Here is a 21,984-nt window from a genome sequence, read left to right as displayed (position 1 = left end):
TTTTAGGTTGATGTAATTAGGCTTCTTTACCAAAAGCATTAATCATAGCGTATTTATCTTTAATGTATTTTTTTTCTATAAAATTCATTGCGTAGTTTTTTAATAAGAAGGCTAAAACACCTACAGTAGCTACAACAATATAACCAGAAAAACCACCAACAAATTTGTTGAAAATCCAAAATAATAACATTGGGAATAACATTAAAGGAATCATAATTATAAACTGTGTTGCACTTGTACCTTGTGTATTACCAAAACCTCCTTTTGTTAAATCGATTCTTTTTCTGTTATATGAACCTGCATAAATTAGAAATAGTGAGTTAAAGCCAATATTAAAAACAGCGCCTGCTGTAATCATTAAAAAGATGTCTAAACCAAAATATAGATAAGGAATACTTAAAAGGTATAATATCGATGTCATTACTACCATTAAAATCCATTTAGATTCTAAAAATTTACGATATTTAAAACTCTGACTCATTAACATTTTATAATGAGCACTATCCCAAGCAGGAATAAACTGACCATAATTCAACGCAAAACCACCAGTTACAAACAAAGAAGCAAACATTAACATTGCTGGCATTTTTTGATAGGTTTCTTGTGTAAAGAAAATTAATCCGTAGAATAAAAAAGGAAACGACATTAAAAACACTGTTCTTGTTCTTTTGTTTCGCCAAATTAAACGGATATCGTTTTTTATAAATGGTGCAACATCTCCTAATCTATCTGTAAAAGATAAATCTACAGATTTTGCTTCTGTTACTTTTTGAGAAACAGCTTCATCTAAATACACTTGATTACGAAGTTGTTTGTAATTTAAATAATACAAAGTAACCAATACAAGAATGCCAATTAAAGCAAATGTAGGATTTGCATACACAAAGTCGAAAATTCTACCTCCAGCTGTAGTTACATCATAAATATTAAATTTCTGTAAAGCGATTAAGGCTGCTAAAGTTGTGGCAATTACCCCAAAAACTACATTGTTTTTATTGATTAGAAAATTCAGAAAATTGGAAGATTGAATTATCATAATAATTAAAAATAACCAACCTAAAACGCCTGCAGTATTGTAACCCTCTTTAATTAACACAATAGAAAAAGGTATGTAAAAAAACAACCCTAAAATATTAAAAGCAGAAAAGGATGATTTACCTAAAACATAATGAACCAATCTACTTTTTTTAATGGGTAATATTAAAAAAGGTTTAATATTCATTATTGGCAACTTTTGCATTAAATACCTAAATATTAAATCGCCTAAAATAGCATATAATAAATACGAGTTTACAATTTGAAGTGGGTCTTGCTCTGGAAATTTTTCTTTAAGAAAAAAGTAACCTCCTATACCAATTCCTAAAAAAATAGTAATAAAATATAGAACAAAAAAGCCCATAATTATCTTAATACCTATTCCTTTTTGCCAGTGAGAAGATCTAAAATACTGTTTCCATTCTAGTTTTAAAAAATGTGAAATCATAAAGGTTTGGTTAATTAGTTAGTGTATCAGTAGTTCGTTTACTCTATTTGTTACAAATTTTTTATCATTTTATATTCTGGATAGGTTTCTTGCAACAATTCTTCTGCTTTTTTTGGGATCACATAATTGGATACATAAAATAAAATACAGAGTAATGTTAATACTATGGATATCACAAAAATCCAATAGATATTTAAATTACTAAAATCGAATCTAGTTAAATTAACGATGTTAAACAGGTTTACAAAAGTAAAACCTGTAAAGCCATTTTTCGTTGTACCAATCATAGCTTCTAACAAAAAAATCTTTTCTTTCTTTACTTCTTTTTTCTTGTGATTTTTTCTTACTTTAAAAACAATTATCATTTCTAAAGTTATTAAAACTAAGATTGTTCCTAAGAAAATATATTCTGAAAATGGGATTTGTAGAAAGCTAAAAAACAATAAAAAAACTAAAAAAGTAATAATAATTTTTGGCACAGTGAACCATTCTTTTGCAAAACGAAGTATAATTTTCCAATAACGTTTATTCATCTGTTTTTGCTTGGCTTCAATTACATCCATGAAACCAAAAATTCCGAATTTTTTGAATGATTTATCTCTAGCTTCTTCAAAAGTAACTTTAGGGTTTTCTACCCAAATTTGTTCTATATCATTTGCCAAATGATCTACCAATTCTGTTTGTACATCATAATGATATACATAATGTTTACGGGTAAATTTGTAAAGTTCCTCTATGTGGGATTTGGTTAGTTTCATAGTTACACAATTACATTAGGGTATTGCTCTTTTACCATTTTTTTATTCTGATAAAAAACAGATTCTCCAGACCAATAGAATAATAATAACAACACAAAAACTCCTAAGTGAAGATTATTTTCTGTTGGATTTATAAAGCTTTCTTCACTTCTAAAATTAGTAATCGAATTAAAACAAATGAAAATAAAATTTAACATTTGTAAAAAATTATTTTTTTGTTTAAAACTAAAAAAGGTTCTTTTTTGTGCTTTTTTGTTTTTCTATTTTGGTAGAAAATCCTGACAAGAATAAGTAACAAAAAAGTATACATATAAAAAAAGAAATTTTCTTTGTCTTCAAAAAGATTCATAATCAAAAACAACACATAAAATAACGAAATAGTAATTATAATTTTAGGAAGGTTAAAAAATGAAATTAAGTGCTTTAAAGAGTTTTTATAAAACTTTTTATTAACTGATTTTGTTTTTTCTTCTAGTAACTTATTAAAACCTCTATTAGAAAAATTTCTATGAATATTGATAATCTCTTCTTTAAAATTTAAATCAGAATTTTTAGCTAACTTTTCTTCTAAAATATTGGCAAAATGATCTATAATTTCTGTTCTAACATCGTAATATTTTATTCCGCAAGAAAAAATGTAATTGTCTATTTGTAAAAGCTGTTCTTTGGTTAATTCCATACTTATGAAATTTTATATTTTTTAATAGCTTCTTTGTGTTTTTTGTAGAAATGGAAATAGCAAAAAACAATCGAAATAAAAGCTGTTAACAGCCCTACAGAAAAAGGGTTTAAACCACCCTCACTTTTTAAAAAAACTGAATTAAACATAGTTAATGGAAAATAAACTAAATTCCATCCTTGAGTCTTTAAAATAAAGCTATAAGTTGATTTTGTTTTTATTCTCTTTTTTAGAATAACTAAGGTTAAAAGTATAATAAAGCAAATAGTCGAAACTATTTGAAAACATAAATTCAATACACTAATTAAACTATCAGAAAGGGAAAAAGTAATTGATTCCAGTAAAAATTGAGGAATAATAAGAGCAATAAAAAGTATAAAAAACCATTTCCTAAAAGATTTCTTAGCTTTATTAATTACCATTTTCGGTGCAGAAAACATTATTCCAAAATAAAAACTTGATGTGTCTTTTAAATGTTTATTCCATTTGTCTGTAACAGCATAAAAAGAAGTTTCAAAATCTAATTTTTTAGATTCCATTTTTACTTCAATATCAGAAATAATATGGTCAAAAATTTCTAATCGAATGTCTATATAATCAATTCGTTTTACATTTAAATAATGCTCTACTCTTTGTAATTGCTCTTTTGTTAATTCCATAGCTTTAAAATTTACTCCAAACTTAATTTAGGGTTTACCAATTGTTGCATCGTTCTTAAAAACTCTTGCATTTCATTTAACTTATTGGCAGTTTCTTTGGTGCCAGATTCTGTAAGTTTGTAATATTTACGCAATCTGTTACCCACTTTTGCAACCTCAACATCTAGCAAACCATCAGCTTCTAATTTGTGTAAAGCTGGGTACAAAGCACCTTCTGTAATTTTTAATTCACCTTTAGTTAGTTCTTTTACTTTTTGAGTAATTTCGTAACCATACATTTTATCATTAGTTTCTAATAATTTTAAAATGATGGTTTGTAAAGAACCTTTATATAATTTCTGATTTCCCATTTTTTTGATGTGTTTTTGTCGCTTCGAGTGATTTCGATTATCCATCGAAATTGTATCGAGAAGTTTTTAAAAAAAGTCATTTTGTTCTCGATACAATTTTAAATTTTGTTTTCACTTCAATTTAAAATCACTCGAACTGACAACTTTTCAATCTTGTTCACCAAATATACATAATTTTCTTATACATTAGATTCTTATGTGTTATTTTTTTAATCAAAAAAAATCCCAAGTTTAAAAAACTTAGGATTCTAATTGTTAAAAAATTGCTTTGTAAAATCGCAACAAAAAATTATTTTGTCACCTTTAAAACATCAGCAATAACTCTTTCTAATTCTGCTTTTGGTAAAGCTCCATTTGCCATTTGTGGCTGACCTTCTGTAGGGCAAAATAACATAGAAGGAATACTTCTAATTCCAAATGCAGCAGACAATTCTTGTTCTGCTTCAGTGTCTATTTTGTAAATGTTTATTTTATCTGCATATTCCTCAGATAATTCTTCTAAAATTGGTGCTATCATTTTACAAGGTCCACACCAATCTGCATAAAAATCGATTAAAGCTGGTTTGTTTCCTTCAAATTTCCATTCTTCATTTTTTTCAAAATTAAAAACCTTTTCTAAAAAAGTTGCTTTTGTTAAATTCTCTGTCATAATTTAAAATATTTTTTTTCGACAATGTCAAAATTTCATTAAACTGTAATTCCTGCACAAGCAGGAAACTATTTTGTACAAAAGTAGTCGTTTTAATATGCTTCAAATTACAAACTGTTAATTATTAGACAAAAAACCAAAACCTTATAAAAGGTTATCTTATTTTTAAGGTTGATAAAAGTAAAATATGTATCCAAAAACAAATAAAAAACCAGTAATAGATTCTTATTTCGAAACCGAAATTATAGACAATTATCGTTGGTTAGAAGATGATGAAAGCGAAGAAACTAAAACTTGGGTAAAAGCACAAAATAAAGTTACTTTTAAGTATTTAGACCAAATTTCCTACAGAAAAAAACTAAAAAATCGTTTATCAGAATTATGGAATTACGAAAAAGTTGGCACTCCTTTTAAAGAAGGAGATTACACATATTTTTATAAAAACGATGGTTTACAAAACCAATATGTAGTCTACAGAAAAAAAGGAGGAGGAGATGCTGAAGTATTTTTAGACCCAAATACTTTTTCTGAAGACGGAACAACTTCTTTAGGTTCGTTAAGTTTTTCTAAAGATGGTAAAACTGCAGCTTATGCAATTTCTGAAGGTGGTTCTGATTGGAGAAAAATTATTGTTATGGATGCTGAATCTAAAATGATAAAAGGAGATACATTAATTGATGTAAAATTTTCTGGAATTTCTTGGTACAAAAACGAAGGTTTTTACTACTCTAGTTACGACAAACCAAAAGGAAGTGAGTTATCAGCAAAAACAGATCAACACAAATTATACTATCATAAATTAGGAACTTCGCAAAAAGAAGATTTGGTTATTTTTGGTGCAAAAGCATCAGAAAAACATAGATATGTAGGTGGTTATTTAACAGAAGACAATCGGTTTTTAATAATTACGGCATCTATTTCTACCTCTGGAAATAAATTATTTATCAAAGATTTATCAAAACCAAACAGCCAATTAATTACTATTTTAAATGATGTAAATAGCGATACTTATGTAATAGATAATAAAGGAAGTAAATTGTTTTTACAAACCAATTTAGAAGCTGCTAATCAAAAAGTAGTGTGTGTAGATTTTTCGAATCCTAGACCAGAAAACTGGATAAATGTAATTCCAGAAACCGAAAATGTTTTAAGTCCGTCTACAGGTGCTGGTTATATTTTCGCAAATTATATAGTTGATGCTGTTTCTAAAGTTTTACAATACGATTTTAATGGTAAGTTAATTAGAGAAGTAAAATTACCAGGAGTAGGTTCTTCTAGTGGTTTTGGAGGAAAAACAGATGCCAAAGAATTGTATTTCTCTTTTACAAATTATAGCACTCCAGGTTCTTTATATAAATTCAATCCAAAAGACGGAACCTATGAATCTTATTGGAAACCTACAGTAGATTTTAATTCTGATGCTTATACAAGCAAACAAGTTTTTTATACTTCAAAAGACGGAACAAAAGTACCAATGATAATCACTCACAAAAAAGGTGTCGAATTGAATGCTAAAAACCCTACTATTTTATATGGTTATGGAGGTTTCAACATCAGTTTAACACCAAGTTTTAGTATTGCAAACGCTGTTTGGATGGAACAAGGTGGTATTTATGCAGTACCTAATTTAAGAGGTGGTGGAGAATATGGTAAAAAATGGCACGATGCAGGAACTCAATTAAAGAAACAAAATGTTTTTGATGATTTTATTGCAGCAGCAGAATATTTAATCGAAAATAAATATACATCATCAGAATATTTAGCAATTCGTGGTGGTTCTAATGGAGGGTTATTAGTTGGTGCAACTATGACACAAAGACCAGATTTAATTAAAGTTGCGTTACCAGCAGTTGGTGTTTTAGATATGTTACGTTACCACACATTTACTGCAGGTGCTGGTTGGGCTTACGATTATGGTACAGCAGAAGATAGCAAAGAAATGTTCGATTATTTAAAAGGATATTCACCAGTTCATAATGTAAAAAAAGGTGTTCAATATCCTGCAACATTAGTAACCACAGGAGATCATGATGATAGAGTTGTGCCTGCACACAGTTTTAAATTTGCAGCAGAATTACAAGAAAAACAAACAGGTAACAATCCTACTTTAATAAGAATAGAAACCAATGCTGGTCATGGAGCAGGAACTCCTGTTGCAAAAACTATCGAACAATATTCAGATATTTTTGGCTTTACTTTATTTAATATGGGTTTTGAGCAATTACCAAATTCGCCAAAAAATAAAATTAAAAGCTAAATATGTAACAATTTTTGTATTTTGTTACCAATTCAAATAAATCAAAACAAACCATGAAAACACTTAAAAAAGTATTTTTTACAACTGCAATAGCATCACTTGCTTTTGTTTCTTGTAATGAAGACAAACCTGAAGAAAAAGTAGCAGGTATTGTATTAGAAAATATGGATAAAACCGTAAAACCTACTGATGATTTTTTTAGACACGTAAATGGAACTTGGTTAGACAAAACCGAAATCCCAGATGACCAAACTTCTTGGGGTGGTTTTAATCAACTACGTAAAAAAACAGATGCAGATGTATTAGAAATTTTAAGCGTTGCAATTCAAGAAAAAGATTTTCCGAAAGTAAAAGATGCACAAGGTAATGAGATAGATTCAGACCAAGAAAAGGCAGTAAACTACTACCAAACAATTATGGATACTATTGCCAGAAATAAACAAGGCAAAGCACCTGTAATGCCTTATTTAAATAAAGTTGATGAAATTATAACTAAGAAAGATGTAGAAACTTACCTTACAAATATGGCTCCTTATGGTGGAGGTGGTTTTTATGGTTTTGGTGTTTTTAACGATTTAAAAAACAGTAGCCAATATGCAGGTTATATGAGTGGTGGTTCTTTAGGTTTATCTAGAGATTATTATGTAGATGACAAAGTAAAAGACAAACTAGAAAAATACGAAGAATTTGTTGCAAAAATGTTGCAAGAATTTGGTGATGATGAAGCCACAGCTAAAAAGAATGCTGCTACAATTGTTGCTTTCGAAAAAAGTTTGGCAGAACCAATGATGACCAAAGAAGAAAGTAGAGATATTCGAAAACTTTACAACCCATTAACGGTTGCAGAACTACAAAAATTAGCACCAGCTATAAATTGGCAAGCTCATTTAGATGGTATTGGGGTTACAGATTTAGAGACTGTTATTGTTACAGATTTAGGTTATTTTAAAGCAATGAGTACTATTTTTACAGAACGTTCTATAGAAGATATTAAATTATTATTACGTTGGAACACCATTAATAGTTCTTTAGGTTCTTTATCTACGGATTTAGAAACTGCAAATTGGGAGTTTTATAGTAAAGAAATGCGTGGAGCAAAAAAACAACGTGCAAGAGACGAAAGAGCTTTAAGTAGTTTAAATGGCGCAATTGGTGAAGCTTTAGGTAAATTATATGTAGAAAAAATGTTTCCACCAGAAGCTAAGAAAAAAGCTGAGGAAATGATAGATAATGTAATGCTTGGTTTCGAAAAGAGAATTGCACAATTACCTTGGATGAGTGAAGTTACTAAAGAAAAAGCTTTAGAAAAATTACACAAATTAACTGTAAAAATTGCTTATCCTGATGTTTGGAAAGACTATTCAGAATTACAAGTTAAAGGTTTAGAAGAAGGTGGTTCTTATTTTGAAAATGCAATAAACGTTACCAAATGGAATTACAATAAAAATATGGATAAATTAGGTAAAGAAGTTGATAGAACTGAATGGGGAATGTCTCCACAAACAGTAAATGCTTACTTTAATCCTGTAAACAATGAAATTGTTTTTCCTGCTGCAATTTTACAACCTCCTTTTTATGATTATAGAGCAGATGAAGCTGTAAATTACGGTGGAATTGGTGCAGTTATTGGTCACGAAATTTCGCACAGTTTCGATGATTCTGGAGCTCGTTTTGATGGTGATGGAAATTTAAAAAACTGGTGGACAGAAGATGATTCAGAAAAGTTTAAAGAAGTTGGTGGTAAACTAGTAAAACAATTCTCAGATATTGTTGCTATTGATAGCTTACATTTAAATGGAGAATATACTTTAGGAGAAAATATTGGTGATTTAGGTGGTGTACAAGCTGCTTACGAAGGTTTACAAATTTTCTTAGAAAAAAGTGGAAGACCAGGTAAAATTGATGGTTATACCCCAGAACAACGTTTCTTTCTTTCTTGGGGAACAATTTGGAGAACTAAAATGAGAGATGAAGCGCTTAAAAACTTAATTATGACAAACACCCACTCTCCTGGAATGTATAGAGCTTATATGCCACTTAAAAATGTAGATGCTTTTTACGAAGCTTTCGAAGTTAAAGAAGGTGATAAAATGTACTTAAAACCAGAGGAAAGAGTAAGAATTTGGTAGACACTTAGTGTCTTTTACTATTCTTTTCTTTTAAGAAAAAATACAATAAGTCTAATAAAAAAAGCCTTAAAGAAAATTCTTTAAGGCTTTTTTGTTGTGGTCCCACATGGACTCGAACCATGGACCACCTGATTATGAGTCAGGTGCTCTAACCAACTGAGCTATAGGACCGATAATTTTGGTTTGCAAATGTACTATTTATTTTAAATTATTTGCAAAAAAAATGAAATAATTATACAGTTCTATTCATTAACCATAAACCAAAATCTTTTAAGTTTCGTTTATCGTCTTCAGAAATATCCATTTTAGATAAAGTATCAAAAGCTCTTTCTGTATATTTTTCTATCTGTTCTTTTATTAAATCGGGTATATCATTCAACTCAAAAATTCTTGTTACTTCAGTAATTTTTATTGAGTTTTCTTCTAATTTCTGTTTGTAAAAAAACTTTAGTTTTTGCTGATCTCTCTCGTTAGAAACTTCTAACGCTTTTAAATAAAGAAAGGTTTTTTTATTTTCAATAATATCACCACCAATTTGTTTTCCAAAAGTTTCTGGATTACCAAAAGTATCTAAATAATCGTCTTGTAGCTGAAAAGCCAAACCTAAATTTAAACCAAAATCGTAAATTAAATTTGCGTTTTTATCTTCAGTTTCTGCAACTATTGCTCCCATTTTTAAAGCTGCAGCTACCAAAACCGATGTTTTTAAACGAATCATATTAATATATTCATCAATAGTAACATCATTTCTAGTTTCGAAATCTACATCTAATTGCTGGCCATCACAAACTTCTAAAGCTGTTTTACTAAATAGTTTTGCCAATTTCTGAAAAACGATAGGTTCGTAATTTTCGAAATATTGATAAGCTAATATCAACATTGCATCACCAGAAAGAATACCTGTATTTATATCCCATTTTTCATGTACAGTTGCTTTACCTCTTCGCAAAGGCGCATCATCCATAATATCATCATGTACTAAGGTAAAATTATGAAAAACCTCAATAGACAAAGCTGCTGGCAAAGCCTTTTTATAGTCCGAAGAAAAAATATCAGCAGCCATTAAAGTTAAAACTGGTCGAATTCTTTTACCTCCTAATTGTAAAATATAATCTACGGGTTCATAAAGGTTTTTAGGCTCTTGAATCCAATTTTTGGATTTTAAATATTCTAAAAATTCTTGTTGATAATGTAAAATGTCCAAATCTGTATTTTTTTGTAAAAATAATGTAAAGAAATAGCACTTTTTAATTCGAATGTTAAAAAATCATTAAAACTTTGGAAACTTTTTTTGTTTCTAAAGTTTCCTAAACTATATTTGCACCCAATTTATGAAAGAAAAGATAATAGAAAAATCGAACGAACTCTTCTTAAACCTTGGATTTAAGAGTGTTACTATGGATGAAATTGCCAGTTCTCTTGGTGTATCTAAAAAGACGATATATAAGTATTTTAAGAATAAAACAGACCTTGTAGCTTCTGTTACTGAGTATATTTTTAATAATATTAGTTCAGGAATTAATCAAATTTGTAGTTTAAATAAAAATCCTATTGAAGAAGTTTTTGATATTAAAAGGTTTATAATGTCTAATTTAAAAGACGAAAAATCATCACCTCAATATCAATTACAAAAATATTACCCTAAAATTTTTGCATCAATAAGACAAAAACAATTCGAAATTATGCAGGTTTGTGTAATTCAGAATTTAAACGATGGTATACAGCAAGGTCTTTACAGAAAAGAAATAGATGTAGAATTTATCTCTAGAATTTATTTTAATGGAATGATTTCTATAAAAGATAAAGAACTATTTCCATTACAAAATTACTCTATGAATACTTTAATGAATTATTATTTAGAATATCATATAAGAGGTATATGCACAGAAAAAGGATTACAACAATTAGAAAATCAACTAAAACAGAAATAAACCCAATGAAAAAAACAATTCTGGTATTTTTAAGTACTTGTTTTTTCTTGATAACCAATGCTCAAGAAAAAACAATAAAGCTATCTCTTAAAGAAGCAATAGATTTTGCTATTGAGAATAGTTATAACACTAAAGCAGCTGCTAACGATATTAAAGTTGCTAAAGAAACCGTTTGGGAAACAACAACTATTGGTTTGCCACAAATTAACGGAGCTGTAGATTATCAAAAATATTTAAAGCTACCTATTACTTTATTAGATTTTGATAATGATGGTGTAAACGAAGAGTTTGTATTTGTACAAAAACAAAATGTAAATGCAACTGTTACACTAAGTCAATTACTTTTCGATGGTTCTTATTTAGTAGGCTTACAAGCCTCTAAAACCTATTTAAAAATTTCGAAACAAGCCAAAGAAAAAACAGAATTAGTAACTAGAGAAGCTATAATTAATGCTTATGGTAATGTTCTTGTTGCAGAAAAAAGTATCGATATTTTAAAAAGAAATAATGTTGTAAACAACAGAATTCTTAAAGAAGCAAAAGCGGGTTATGAAAACGGATTATCTGAACAAGAAGATGTAGAGCAATTCGAAATTATTAAAGGTAACATCGAAAATAATATTAGAGCAACAGAAAGATTAAGAGATATTGCTTACAAGCTTTTAAACATTTCTTTAGGTAACCCAATTGAAACAAAATTGATTTTAACAGATAGTTTAGAATCTTTAGTTCTTGCAAATACTAATTTAAATTTATTGGTAGAAGAGTTTAAACTAAACAATCATATCGATTTTAAAATTGCAGAAAATGATAGAGAAACAAAACGTTTAACAATGCAACTAGAAAAAAGTAAAAGTTTACCAAGTTTAAGTGCTTTTATAAATTATGGTACACAAGCTTTTTCTGAAGAATTTTCGTTTTTTAAAGGAGAGCAAAGATGGTTTCAATCCTCATTATTAGGAGTTAGTTTAAATGTACCCATTTTTAGTAGTTTTGGTAGAAAAGCAAAAATAGCACAAACCAAAATTAACTTAGAAACAGCAGATATTCGTTTAGAAGAAACCAAACAAAGACTAAGTTTAGCTGCACAAAGCGCAAAAAGCAATTATCAATTAAGTATTGATAATTACGAAACTGCAAAGAAAAACTTAAACCTTGCTGAGAGAATAGAAAAGAAACAACAAATTAAGTTTGATGAAGGTATTACTACCAGTTTTGATCTACTTCAGGCTCAAAATCAATTATACACCCAACAAAACAACTATGTACAAGCAATGCTAAACATCATTGCAACCAAAGCAACCTTAGAAAACGCATTAAACTTACCAATCAAATAATCACAACACAATGAGAAAAATATATTCATTACTAGTAATAACACTTGTTTTAATTTCTTGTGGAGAAAAGAAAACAAACTCTGTAGCAGATTTAGTTGATTCTGGAACTTTACAAGAATTAACTGCTAAAAAGAAAGAAATATCAGCAAGTTTAGAAGAGATAAACAATGATTTAGAAGCCATTAATGCTGCCATTTCTAAAAAGGATACTGTTAAAAAATTACCTTTAATTACAACAATTACAGCTAAATCTGAGGTTTTTAACCACTATTTAGAAATTCAAGGAAATGTAAAAACAAAGCAAAATATTTTAATATACCCAGAAATGCCTGGTATTTTAAAAACCATTTTAGTAAAAGAAGGGCAAAGAGTTGCTAAAGGACAATTATTAGCAACTATAGATGATGGTGGAATGAGTAATCAAGTTGCGCAATTAGAAGCAACAACAGCATTAGCAAAAACTACTTTTGAGCGTCAAAAACGTTTATGGGATCAAGAAATTGGTTCAGAAATTCAGTTTTTACAGGCTAAAACAAATTACGAAGCGCAAGAAAACACTTTAAAACAACTTAAAAGTCAATTATCTAAAGCCTCTGTTAGAGCTCCTTTTTCTGGTGTAATTGATGATGTTATTAAAGAACCAGGAACTGTTTTAGTTGGTGGTCAAGGTTCTGAAATTTTTAGAATTGTGAATTTAAAAAATATGTATGTAGAGGCAGAAGTGCCAGAAAGATACATTGCAAGCATCACTAAAAACAAAGAAGTGAAAGTTTCTTTTCCTGTATTAGGCGAGTCTATAGAAAGTACTGTAAAACAAGTGGGTAGTTTTATCAACCCAAATAACAGATCTTTTAGAATAGAAGTTCCTGTAGATAACAAAAGCGGAAATGTAAAACCAAACTTAACTGCTAAACTTCAAATTAACGATTATTCACAAGACAAAGCTATTTTAATTCCGCAAAGTATTATATCAGAAAATGCAAATGGAGAACAATTTGTATATGCTATTAAAAGTAAAAACGCAAGTAATGAAGCAGTTGCAGAAAGAGTTATTATAAAAACTGGTAAAACACAAGGCGATTTTATAGAGGTTTTAGAAAACTTATCTGTTGGTACAGAAATTATTGATGAAGGTGCACGTAGTGTAAACAATGGGCAAACCGTAAAAGTTATCAATAAATAAAACAATTAATGATGACAGAACAAAAAAAACAAGTAGATAAAGAGTTTAAATTATCGTCTTGGGCAATTCATAATAAAACAACCATTTATGTAATAATGGCTGTATTATTTTTCTATGGTATTTCTGCGTATTTAACCATGGCAAGAGAAAATTTTCCAGAGGTAAAAGAAACTAAAATATACATAAGTACTGCTTACCCAGGTAACACAGCAGAAGATATAGAAAAACTGATTACAGATCCTATAGAAGATCAAGTAAAAACGGTGAGCAATGTTGTAGAAGTTACCTCAACATCGCAAGAAGATTACTCTATTGTTATTGTTGAGTTTGATGAAAACATCTCTGTAGAACTTGCCAAACAAAAGGTTAAAGACGAAATATCTACAGAAACTTCAAGCGAAGACTGGCCTACGTTTAATGGTGCAAAAATAGAACCTAATGTGTTCGATTTAAGCATGTCTGAAGAAATGCCAATTTCTAACATTAATATCTCTGGTGATTATCCTATTTATAAATTAAAGGAGTTTGCAGAATATTTACAAGATGAAATAGAAGATTTATCAGAAATTAAACAAGCAGACATTCGTGGAGCGCAAGAAAAAGAGGTAGAAGTTGCTGTAGATATCTACAAAATGATGGCTGCAAAAGTTAGTTTTAACGATATAACTTCTGCAATTAGTAATGGAAATGTTACTATGTCTGCAGGTAATTTTATTACTAGCGAACAAAGAAGAACTGTTAGAATTATTGGTGAAATAGATGAACCAGAAGCTTTAGAAAATTTTGTAGTAAAATCTGAATTTAACAATCCTATTTACCTAAAAGATGTAGCTACTATTTCTTTTAAAGACAAAGATAAAACAACATTTGCCAGAGAAAGAGGTGAGCCTGTTGTCATGCTAGATGTTAAAAAACGAGCTGGAGAAAATATGGTAGCAGCATCAGAGCAAATACAAGTAATTGTTAATGATGCCTTAGAAAACTATTTTCCAAAAGATTTAAAAGTTACCATTACTAACGATCAATCTTCTAAAACCATTGGTCAAGTAGACGATTTAGTAAACAATATTATTTTTGGGGTTGTTTTAGTAGTAACTGTTTTAATGTTTTTCTTAGGCTTTAAAAACGCAGTATTTGTTGGTTTTGCAATACCAATGTCTATGTTTATGTCTTTAATGATTCTAAATTTACTTGGTTATACGATGAATACCATGATTCTCTTCGGATTGATTATGGGACTGGGAATGCTGGTAGATAATGGAATTGTAGTTGTAGAAAACGTATATCGTTTAATGGATGAAGAGGGAATGAGCAGGGTTGAAGCTGCCAAAAAAGGGATTAGCGAAATTGCTTTTCCTATTATCATTTCTACAGCAACCACAGTTGCAGCTTTTATTCCTTTAGGTCTTTGGCCAGGAATTATGGGAGATTTTATGGTATTATTACCAATTACTTTATCAACTGTTTTAGGCTCGTCTTTATTAGTAGCTATTTTCTTTAACTCGGTTTTGGTTTCTCAATTCATGAGTGTAGAAGATGTAGATATGCCAATTCAAAAAATAGCCATTTTAACAGGTGTAATGACTGCTTTCGGATTTATAACACTTTTAACAGGTGGTGCATATAGCGCTCTTGGTGCTTTAATGATTTTTACAGCAATTATGCTTTGGGTCTACAGATTGGTTTTAAGAGGATGGTCTAACAGCTTTCAAAACAAAATTTTACCAATTTTAGAAGGTTGGTACGAAACAAGATTAAGAAACTCTTTATCTGGTAAAAAACCTTACATTTTAGTGGCATTAACTTTTGGATTACTAATTGCTTCCTTTATAGCTTTTGGTTGGTCTTTAAGCACACAAAGAACTAAAGTTGAATTTTTTCCAGACAACAAACCCAACCAAATTATTGTTTATATAGAATACCCAGAAGGTACAGATATTCAAAAAACAAATGAAATCACTAAGCTTATCGAAAAGAAAGTAGAAGACGTTTTATATAGTGATGAATATATGGATGGAGACCATAACTTTATGGTAGAAAGTTTAGTTTCTCAAGTTGGTGAAGGTGCAGGAAACCCACAAACTGATGGTGGTTCTGCTGCAGAAATGCCTCATAAAGGTAAAATTACTGCTTCTATGAGAGAGTATAAATACAGAAGAGGCTTAGACAGTGAATTAATGCGCCAAAAGGTACAAAAAGGCTTGGTTGGTATTTATCCTGGGGTTTTAATTTCTGTTGAAAAAGATGTAAACGGACCTCCTGTTGGATCGCCAATTAATATAGAAATTGAAGGTGATGATTATGCTGAATTAATTCTTACTGCGCAAAGAATGCGTGATTTTATCAACACAAAAAGCATTGCTGGTATAGATGAATTAAAGATTGATGTTAACAAAGACAAACCAGGTATGGAGGTTTTAGTTGATAGAAAAAAAGCAGGTGAATTAGGCGTTTCTACTGGGCAAGTTGGGCAACAATTAAGATCATCAATCTTTGGTAGTAAAGCTGGTGTTTATAAAGAAAATGGCGAGGATTACGATATTTATGTTCGTTTTAATAAAGAAAACAGATATAATACAAGTGCACTTTTTAATCAGAATATTATTTTTAGAGATATGGCTTCTGGGCAAATAAAAGAAATTCCGGTTTCTACTGTTGCCACACAAAGTAATAACTCAAGTTTTAGTGCCATTAAACACAAAGACATTAAAAGAGTAGTTACTGTATATTCTGCTTTAGCTCCTGGAGAAACAGATGCTGCTGCTGTAGTTGGTAAGATACAAGCAGAAATGAAAAACTTTAAAGGTTTACCAAAAGGTGTAAAAATAGATTATACTGGTCAAATTGAAGAACAAAACAAACAAATGGCATTTTTGGTTGGTGCATTCTTTACAGGTTTGGCATTAATTTTCTTCATCTTAATTTTCCAATTTAACTCGGTTTCTAAACCAGGAATTATAATGATTGCTATTTTCTTAAGTTTTATTGGTGTATTTGGTGGTATCGTACTTTCTGGTAGTTCTTTTGTTATTATGATGACAATGATGGGTATTATATCTCTTGCTGGTATTGTGGTAAATAACGGTGTTGTATTATTAGATTATGCTCAATTATTAATTGATAGAAAGAAAGCTGAGTTAGGCTTAGGCGATGGTGAATATTTAGAAAAAACAGATTTATTCGAAAGCATTGTAAGAGCTGGTAGAGCACGTTTAAGACCTGTTTTATTAACTGCAATTACAACAATTTTAGGTTTAATTCCTTTAGCAATTGGGTTAAATATTAACTTCTATACTTTATTTACAGAATACAATCCTCATATTTATTTTGGAGGTGATAACGTTGTGTTCTGGGGTCCTTTAGCTTGGACAGTAATATATGGTTTGTTCATTGCTACGTTTTTAACTTTAATAGTAGTACCTATTTTATTCTTCTTAGTTACACAATTTAAAATGTGGTTAAAAAGAAAAATGGCACCTAAAGCAATCGCTTCTTAAAAAAGAAGAAACAATATTTTTTAGTTAGTAGTTCTAAAGGGTTGAAATTTTAATGATTTCGACCCTTTTTTGTAAGTTTGTTTTATGATAAAAAAGGTTTTTACTGTTGATGAAATAAAAAGAAAATTAGAGCAGTATTGCGTTTATCAAGATCGTTGTCATAAAGAAGTTGAGCAAAAAATGAGGGAATTCAGTTTAATTCCAGAAGCTCGAGAAATGATTTTATTATCTTTAATGCAAGAGAATTTTTTAAACGAAGAGCGTTTTGCAAAAAGCTTTGCAAGAGGTAAATTCAGAATAAAAAACTGGGGAAAACAACGAATTATAAGAGAATTAAAATTTAGAGATATCTCTGCTTACAACATAAAAACTGCCCTAAAAGAAATTGACGAACAAGAATACTTAAATACTATTTACAGAATTACTGAAAATAGAAACGAGGTTAATAAAGAACCTAATCCATATAAAAGAAAGAAAAAACTCATTGATTTTTTAATGCGAAAAGGTTTTGAATCAGAACTGATTTATAAAGTAGTAAATGAAGTAATTGCTTAATTAAACTTCTTTAAAAAGACGGCATCATTCTTTTTCTTTGCAGCAATTACTGCTTGTACATCATCATTTGGTATGGCTACAGAAAGCACATAATGTTTAATTACCCAGGTATTTCCTTTTTTCTCTAAAACACCAGAACCTCTACAAGTTCCCATCCAAGTATTTAACAATTCATCAAACCAAACAAAATTTCCTTGTTTATTTACATAAACGTTTCTTTCTAGAGTTTTAAAATCCCAAGCTTTGCCTTTATCAAAATAAGGTTTACTAAAATCTGCAAATTGCTTTTTTGTCCAGTTTTCTGAAGCATCTGTACCTATAAAAACAGAAATACTGTCCATTTTTCCAAAATAATTATCATAATTAGCTTCTGTTGCTGCCAGATGCCAATCATTTAAAACTTGATTAATCTCTGTTTTTATTAATATTTTATCAGACTCGGAAATTATTTTTTGTGTCGATTTACAAGAAACCATCAGAAAAGTAAAAAGGGTTAATGCTATAAAATTTCTCATTGTCTTTTCTTTTTTAAATTTTTATCAAGTTTAGGTAGACTTTTCTTTTTCACATCATTTTTTAAACCATTTTCTTCAAATCTATTTCTAATATTTTCATCAACAGACCTTCTAGAAACGCTATCCATTTTTGTAGAATCTAAGCCAATAAAAGTTACATCAACATCTATAGCCTCTTCAAAGCGTTTTTTAGACAAAATGGTGTTTATTTTGGCATTTATAGCAGAAAAAGCATCGAGGGTTTTTTCTGTTTGCTTATTAACTTCTTCTGCTTTAATTGCAGGTATAGAAGTCATATCTGCCAATCTTAAGGTTTCATTATAAAAAATATTTACTCTAGCATCAAAAGAAGGTTTTTTATTAAAAAGTGTTGGTTTTATACTGTCTTTTAAATTTTTAGCCAAACTCTTAAGTTCTTCTGCGTTACTTAAAATTTCGTACGAAGAACCTTTTTTAAACCTTCCTAAAAAATTTTCTATTGTTCTAAGCTCTTTCCAACCTTCAATATCTTGTTTAAAATTTGGTTTCACTTTTTTTACTGATGAATATTCGTGTACGATACTCAAAAGTGGTTTTGGCCTATCTTCTCGGTTTTCTTTTTCTTGTTTCGGATCGCAAGAAAGAATTAAAATAGAAACTAAAAGTAAGTAGAAGTATTTCAAAATATTCAAAAAATTGATTTTTGTAAAAATAAACATTTTTTAAAGGCTACTCTCTTAGTAAAAACTTAATTTTACAGAAATAATTATTTAGAATTCATCAACAAAAAAATGTTTTCACGTTACATAATTACGAATAATAAAATTAATTACCTTTGTTGTTATTAATACTACAATTTTAAAGAATGGAAAACATAATTTTAGTTTTAGGAGCAAGTGGACAAATAGGCACAGAACTTACCCAAAAGTTACGTCTTGTTTATGGTAACAATCAAGTAATTGCTTCTGATATTAGAGTTGCTAATGAAGAAATAATGACATCTGGTCCCTTCGAAATTATTGATGCCACCAACAAAGAAGCCATTCTTAAAGTGATACAAAAATATAAGGTTACGCAAGTTTATTTATTGGCAGCAATGTTGTCTGCAACTGCAGAACAGCATCCTCAAAAAGCCTGGAATTTAAATATGAACTCTTTACTAGCAGTTTTAGATTTGGCAAAAGAAAAACATATTCAACAAATTTATTGGCCAAGTTCTATTGCTGTTTTTGGACCAACTACACCAAAAGAAAATACACCTCAAAAAACAGTTATGGAACCGTCTACAGTTTACGGTATTAGCAAAGTTTCTGGCGAGTTTTGGTGTAATTATTATCATAAAAAATACGGAGTAGATATTAGAAGTTTACGCTATCCTGGTATTATTTCTTGGAAAACTAAACCTGGTGGAGGTACAACTGATTATGCTGTAGATATTTTTTTTAAGGCCATAAAAGATAAAAAATACGAGTGCTTTTTATCTGAAAATACAAGTTTACCTATGATGTATATGGATGATGCTGTAAATGCAACCATTCAATTAATGATGGCAAAACCAGAAGTTATTAAAATTAGAAATGGTTATAATTTAGCAGCTATGAGTTTTTCGCCTAAAGAAATTGCATCAGAAATTAAAAAATACATTCCAGATTTTAAAATTAGCTACAACCCAGATTACAGACAGAAAATTGCAGATAGTTGGCCTGCTTCTATAGATGATTCTGAGGCTAGAAAAGACTGGAATTGGCAACATAATTTCGATTTAGAAACAATGACAAAAGTCATTATTAAAGAGATACAGAAACTGTAAGTTTGTGCTAAATTTACGTCTAACCTCTTGAATTTAGCATTAAAATTATGAAAGAAATTATAAAACAAAGTTTAGAAAATACTTACACTTATCAAGAATATAGAGATTTAGTGAGTACTTTACTTTCTGATGGTAAAGCTACAGGACCAAATCAATCTGAAGATTTAACAAATTATAGTTTGTTAAATGATAGAAGAATGAAACGTTTAGACAAAACCATTAAAATTAACGAAGAAACCTCTAACGAAATTAATGAATTAAGAGAACCACAAACTTGGTTGCTAATTGCAGAAGGTTGGTGTGGTGATGCTGCACAGAATATACCAGTTATTCACAAAATGGCTGAGTTAAATAAAAACATCGACTTAAAAATAGTTTTACGTGATGATAATTTAGAACTAATGGATTTGTTTTTAACAAATGGTGGTAGATCTATTCCTAAATTAATTGCTTTAGATAATGAAAATAATGTAATTGATACTTGGGGGCCAAGACCAACTTTAGCTACAAAAATGGTAGCAGATTATAAAGTTAAAAACGGAGCAATAGACGCACAATTTAAACAAGATTTACAAGTTTGGTATAACAAGGACAAAGGAAAAAGTACGCAAGAAGATTTTGTAAAAATGATTCAAAAATCTACTTTAAAAGAAGTTTAAACTTCTATAAATAATCATTTAAAACCGCAAATTTGAAAATCAGATTTGCGGTTTTTCTTTGCGTATATTTGCACAATTAATAACTGATTATGTTTGTAGATTATAAATCAATTTCTGATGATGCTAAAGTTTGGGTATACCCATCTAGCAGAAAATTTTACAAGACAGAGATTGAAGCTGTAGAAAATAAAGTAAAATTGTTTGTAGAAAGTTGGAAAAAAGATGATGAAAACTTTACAGCTTCATATCAATTTTTACACAATAGATTTATTGTTTTAATTGCAGATGATGAAAAATCTCCCTTAACAAATGCAGATATAGATGCTTCTGTTGCCTTTATTTTAGAGTTGCAAGAAACTTATAAAATTGAGCTTCTAGATAAAATGAATGTTTGTTTTAAACAAGGCGAATTTGTACAATATAAAGAACTAAAAGACTTTAAAAAACTACTTAAAAACAAAGCTCTTACTGGTAAAACTATCATTTTTGATAATTTAATTGCCAATAATCACGATTTTAAAAACTTCTGGGAAATACCAATTGAAGATAGTTGGTACAATCGTTTTTTATAAATTTTTATGCTTAAAGTTAATCACATTTCTTTTGGATATTCTAAAAACAAAACCATTTTAGAAAACTTCAACTTCACTTTAAAAAAAGGCGAACATTTATGTGTTATGGGCGAAAGTGGTTGTGGAAAATCGACCTTATTAAAAACAATTTATGGTTTATTAGATCTACAAAAAGGTAATATTTTTTGGAATGACGAACAAGTTTTAGGTCCAAAAAATCATTTGGTTCCTGGTTTCGATAAATTTAAATATGTAGCTCAAGATTTCGATTTAATGCCTTACATTTCTGTATCTGAAAACATTAAAAAGTTCTTATCTCGTTTTTATCCAGAAGAAAGTGAAAAACGAACACAAGAGTTATTAAATGTTATTGAAATGAATGCTTTTGCAAACACTAAAGTTAAAAATTTAAGTGGAGGACAAAAACAAAGGGTAGCTATTGCTAGAGCTTTAGCCAAAGAGCCAGAATTATTGTTATTAGATGAACCTTTTGGACAAATAGATAACTTTAAAAAAAATACACTTAGAAGAAATTTATTTGGCTATTTAAAGCAAAACAATATTGCTTGTATTGTTGCTACGCATGATAAAAATGATGCACTTTCTTTTGCTGATAAATTACTGGTTATCAGAAATCATAAGATTTTAGTTAATGATAATCCTAAAGAAATTTACCACAACCCAAAAGAAAAATATGTGGCTGCTTTGTTTGATGATGTAAATGAAATAATCATTAATAACGAAGTTAGATTATTATATCCTCATCAAATAAAAATTACAGATAATTCTAATTTATCAGCAAAAATTGTTAATTCTTATTTTAAAGGTAACTATTGGTTAATTGAAGTAAGTTTTAATAATCAGACTGTATTTTTGAAACATTCATCTTCTTTAAAAAAAGGAGAACTTATTCATATTTCAATAAAAAATCACCTAAATTCTAAATAATCTAGGTGATAACACTTATATACTTTCTTAAAAT

Annotated in this window: 21 protein-coding genes and 1 tRNA gene; 11 read left to right on the top strand and 11 right to left on the bottom strand. The window is 29.1% G+C overall.

The features are described from left to right. Window positions 1–16: 16 nt before the first annotated feature. From BW723_RS05350 to trxA, 7 genes are all read right to left on the bottom strand, one after another. Entirely contained in the window at window positions 17–1,483 is a 1,467-nt protein-coding gene (locus BW723_RS05350; protein ID WP_068361236.1) for a DUF5687 family protein, read from the bottom strand. Between the two features lie 50 nt (window positions 1,484–1,533). After that, window positions 1,534–2,241: a hypothetical protein gene (locus tag BW723_RS05345; protein ID WP_068361239.1), complete on the bottom strand. Its 708-nt coding sequence runs from the start codon at window positions 2,239–2,241 to the stop codon at window positions 1,534–1,536. A gap of 2 nt (window positions 2,242–2,243) precedes the next feature. Then, window positions 2,244–2,438, bottom strand: a complete 195-nt coding sequence (locus tag BW723_RS17945) for a hypothetical protein (protein WP_226789150.1) — start codon at window positions 2,436–2,438, stop codon at window positions 2,244–2,246. Beyond that, window positions 2,432–2,920 carry a hypothetical protein gene (locus tag BW723_RS05340; protein ID WP_226789149.1) on the bottom strand — a complete coding sequence of 163 codons (489 nt, stop codon included), beginning with the start codon at window positions 2,918–2,920 and terminating at the stop codon, window positions 2,432–2,434. The genes BW723_RS17945 and BW723_RS05340 overlap by 7 nt, the downstream gene beginning before the upstream one ends. 2 nt (window positions 2,921–2,922) lie before the next feature. Beyond that, window positions 2,923–3,459: a hypothetical protein gene (locus BW723_RS05335; RefSeq protein ID WP_226789148.1), complete on the bottom strand. Its 537-nt coding sequence runs from the start codon at window positions 3,457–3,459 to the stop codon at window positions 2,923–2,925. Between the two features lie 131 nt (window positions 3,460–3,590). Continuing rightward, window positions 3,591–3,929 carry a PadR family transcriptional regulator gene (locus BW723_RS05330; protein ID WP_068363465.1) on the bottom strand — a complete coding sequence of 113 codons (339 nt, stop codon included), beginning with the start codon at window positions 3,927–3,929 and terminating at the stop codon, window positions 3,591–3,593. Between the two features lie 289 nt (window positions 3,930–4,218). Continuing rightward, entirely contained in the window at window positions 4,219–4,578 is a 360-nt protein-coding gene (gene trxA, locus BW723_RS05325; RefSeq protein WP_068361244.1) for a thioredoxin, read from the bottom strand. Window positions 4,579–4,765: 187 nt separating this feature from the next. Here trxA and BW723_RS05320 point away from each other — a divergent pair, with 187 nt between their 5' ends. After that, window positions 4,766–6,835, top strand: a complete 2,070-nt coding sequence (locus BW723_RS05320; protein ID WP_068361246.1) for a prolyl oligopeptidase family serine peptidase — start codon at window positions 4,766–4,768, stop codon at window positions 6,833–6,835. Window positions 6,836–6,888: 53 nt separating this feature from the next. Further along, window positions 6,889–8,964, top strand: a complete 2,076-nt coding sequence (locus BW723_RS05315; RefSeq protein WP_068361249.1) for a M13 family metallopeptidase — start codon at window positions 6,889–6,891, stop codon at window positions 8,962–8,964. Window positions 8,965–9,061: 97 nt separating this feature from the next. Here the strand turns inward: BW723_RS05315 and BW723_RS05310 are convergent. Further along, window positions 9,062–9,135: transfer RNA gene (locus tag BW723_RS05310), tRNA-Ile, on the bottom strand. A 61-nt stretch (window positions 9,136–9,196) separates the two neighbouring features. After that, entirely contained in the window at window positions 9,197–10,168 is a 972-nt protein-coding gene (locus BW723_RS05305; RefSeq protein ID WP_175335415.1) for a polyprenyl synthetase family protein, read from the bottom strand. Window positions 10,169–10,295: 127 nt separating this feature from the next. On the opposite strand from BW723_RS05305, the gene BW723_RS05300 reads away from it, so the two are divergent. The 5 genes from BW723_RS05300 to BW723_RS05280 all read left to right on the top strand — a co-directional run bounded on the left by BW723_RS05300 (window position 10,296) and on the right by BW723_RS05280 (window position 17,467). Further along, window positions 10,296–10,895, top strand: coding sequence for a TetR/AcrR family transcriptional regulator (locus tag BW723_RS05300; RefSeq protein WP_068361257.1), 600 nt, complete (start codon window positions 10,296–10,298; stop codon window positions 10,893–10,895). Window positions 10,896–10,900: 5 nt separating this feature from the next. Further along, window positions 10,901–12,232 carry a TolC family protein gene (locus BW723_RS05295; protein WP_068363471.1) on the top strand — a complete coding sequence of 444 codons (1,332 nt, stop codon included), beginning with the start codon at window positions 10,901–10,903 and terminating at the stop codon, window positions 12,230–12,232. A 10-nt stretch (window positions 12,233–12,242) separates the two neighbouring features. Then, window positions 12,243–13,415: an efflux RND transporter periplasmic adaptor subunit gene (locus BW723_RS05290; RefSeq protein ID WP_068361260.1), complete on the top strand. Its 1,173-nt coding sequence runs from the start codon at window positions 12,243–12,245 to the stop codon at window positions 13,413–13,415. Between the two features lie 11 nt (window positions 13,416–13,426). Further along, the gene (locus tag BW723_RS05285; RefSeq protein WP_068361262.1) at window positions 13,427–16,912 is read left to right on the top strand and encodes an efflux RND transporter permease subunit; all 3,486 of its coding nucleotides are present in this window, start codon (window positions 13,427–13,429) and stop codon (window positions 16,910–16,912) included. 84 nt (window positions 16,913–16,996) lie between these two features. Next, window positions 16,997–17,467, top strand: a complete 471-nt coding sequence (locus BW723_RS05280; RefSeq protein ID WP_068361265.1) for a regulatory protein RecX — start codon at window positions 16,997–16,999, stop codon at window positions 17,465–17,467. Here the strand turns inward: BW723_RS05280 and BW723_RS05275 are convergent. Both BW723_RS05275 and BW723_RS05270 read right to left on the bottom strand, forming a co-directional pair. Beyond that, a complete protein-coding gene (locus BW723_RS05275; RefSeq protein WP_083139758.1) occupies window positions 17,464–17,982 on the bottom strand; it encodes a nuclear transport factor 2 family protein in 519 nt (172 codons plus the stop codon). The genes BW723_RS05280 and BW723_RS05275 overlap by 4 nt on opposite strands. Beyond that, window positions 17,979–18,644 carry a hypothetical protein gene (locus BW723_RS05270; RefSeq protein ID WP_157578330.1) on the bottom strand — a complete coding sequence of 222 codons (666 nt, stop codon included), beginning with the start codon at window positions 18,642–18,644 and terminating at the stop codon, window positions 17,979–17,981. Before BW723_RS05270 ends, BW723_RS05275 begins: the two co-directional genes overlap by 4 nt. Window positions 18,645–18,826: 182 nt before the next feature. On the opposite strand from BW723_RS05270, the gene BW723_RS05265 reads away from it, so the two are divergent. The 4 genes from BW723_RS05265 to BW723_RS05250 all read left to right on the top strand — a co-directional run bounded on the left by BW723_RS05265 (window position 18,827) and on the right by BW723_RS05250 (window position 21,950). Continuing rightward, window positions 18,827–19,771, top strand: coding sequence for an NAD-dependent epimerase/dehydratase family protein (locus BW723_RS05265; RefSeq protein WP_068361270.1), 945 nt, complete (start codon window positions 18,827–18,829; stop codon window positions 19,769–19,771). A 47-nt stretch (window positions 19,772–19,818) separates the two neighbouring features. After that, a complete protein-coding gene (locus BW723_RS05260) occupies window positions 19,819–20,430 on the top strand; it encodes a thioredoxin family protein (protein ID WP_068361271.1) in 612 nt (203 codons plus the stop codon). 89 nt (window positions 20,431–20,519) lie between these two features. After that, window positions 20,520–21,002, top strand: coding sequence for an ABC transporter ATPase (locus BW723_RS05255; RefSeq protein WP_068361273.1), 483 nt, complete (start codon window positions 20,520–20,522; stop codon window positions 21,000–21,002). Between the two features lie 6 nt (window positions 21,003–21,008). Next, the gene (locus BW723_RS05250; RefSeq protein WP_068361275.1) at window positions 21,009–21,950 is read left to right on the top strand and encodes an ABC transporter ATP-binding protein; all 942 of its coding nucleotides are present in this window, start codon (window positions 21,009–21,011) and stop codon (window positions 21,948–21,950) included. Window positions 21,951–21,984 lie beyond the last annotated feature (34 nt).

It is taken from the genome of Polaribacter reichenbachii, from assembly GCF_001975665.1.
Taxonomy (GTDB): domain Bacteria; phylum Bacteroidota; class Bacteroidia; order Flavobacteriales; family Flavobacteriaceae; genus Polaribacter; species Polaribacter reichenbachii.
The sequence above is the reverse complement of the archived record's forward strand: the minus strand, read 5'-3'. Positions and strand labels throughout refer to the sequence as shown.

Excerpts from the sequence above, each read along its gene's own strand:
- BW723_RS05265 (WP_068361270.1), top strand. The coding sequence starts at position 18,827 with ATGGAAAACATAATTTTAGTTTTAGGAGCAAGTGGACAAATAGGCACA.
- BW723_RS05345 (WP_068361239.1), bottom strand. The coding sequence starts at position 2,241 with ATGAAACTAACCAAATCCCACATAGAGGAACTTTACAAATTTACCCGT.
- BW723_RS05330 (WP_068363465.1), bottom strand. The coding sequence starts at position 3,929 with ATGGGAAATCAGAAATTATATAAAGGTTCTTTACAAACCATCATTTTA.
- BW723_RS05260 (WP_068361271.1), top strand. The coding sequence starts at position 19,819 with ATGAAAGAAATTATAAAACAAAGTTTAGAAAATACTTACACTTATCAA.
- BW723_RS05285 (WP_068361262.1), top strand. The coding sequence starts at position 13,427 with ATGACAGAACAAAAAAAACAAGTAGATAAAGAGTTTAAATTATCGTCT.
- BW723_RS05300 (WP_068361257.1), top strand. The coding sequence starts at position 10,296 with ATGAAAGAAAAGATAATAGAAAAATCGAACGAACTCTTCTTAAACCTT.
- BW723_RS05335 (WP_226789148.1), bottom strand. The coding sequence starts at position 3,459 with ATGGAATCTAAAAAATTAGATTTTGAAACTTCTTTTTATGCTGTTACA.
- BW723_RS05295 (WP_068363471.1), top strand. The coding sequence starts at position 10,901 with ATGAAAAAAACAATTCTGGTATTTTTAAGTACTTGTTTTTTCTTGATA.
- BW723_RS05290 (WP_068361260.1), top strand. The coding sequence starts at position 12,243 with ATGAGAAAAATATATTCATTACTAGTAATAACACTTGTTTTAATTTCT.
- BW723_RS05280 (WP_068361265.1), top strand. The coding sequence starts at position 16,997 with ATGATAAAAAAGGTTTTTACTGTTGATGAAATAAAAAGAAAATTAGAG.
- trxA (WP_068361244.1), bottom strand. The coding sequence starts at position 4,578 with ATGACAGAGAATTTAACAAAAGCAACTTTTTTAGAAAAGGTTTTTAAT.
- BW723_RS05350 (WP_068361236.1), bottom strand. The coding sequence starts at position 1,483 with ATGATTTCACATTTTTTAAAACTAGAATGGAAACAGTATTTTAGATCT.
- BW723_RS05340 (WP_226789149.1), bottom strand. The coding sequence starts at position 2,920 with ATGGAATTAACCAAAGAACAGCTTTTACAAATAGACAATTACATTTTT.
- BW723_RS05315 (WP_068361249.1), top strand. The coding sequence starts at position 6,889 with ATGAAAACACTTAAAAAAGTATTTTTTACAACTGCAATAGCATCACTT.
- BW723_RS05275 (WP_083139758.1), bottom strand. The coding sequence starts at position 17,982 with ATGAGAAATTTTATAGCATTAACCCTTTTTACTTTTCTGATGGTTTCT.
- BW723_RS05255 (WP_068361273.1), top strand. The coding sequence starts at position 20,520 with ATGTTTGTAGATTATAAATCAATTTCTGATGATGCTAAAGTTTGGGTA.
- BW723_RS05250 (WP_068361275.1), top strand. The coding sequence starts at position 21,009 with ATGCTTAAAGTTAATCACATTTCTTTTGGATATTCTAAAAACAAAACC.
- BW723_RS05320 (WP_068361246.1), top strand. The coding sequence starts at position 4,766 with ATGTATCCAAAAACAAATAAAAAACCAGTAATAGATTCTTATTTCGAA.
- BW723_RS17945 (WP_226789150.1), bottom strand. The coding sequence starts at position 2,438 with ATGTTAAATTTTATTTTCATTTGTTTTAATTCGATTACTAATTTTAGA.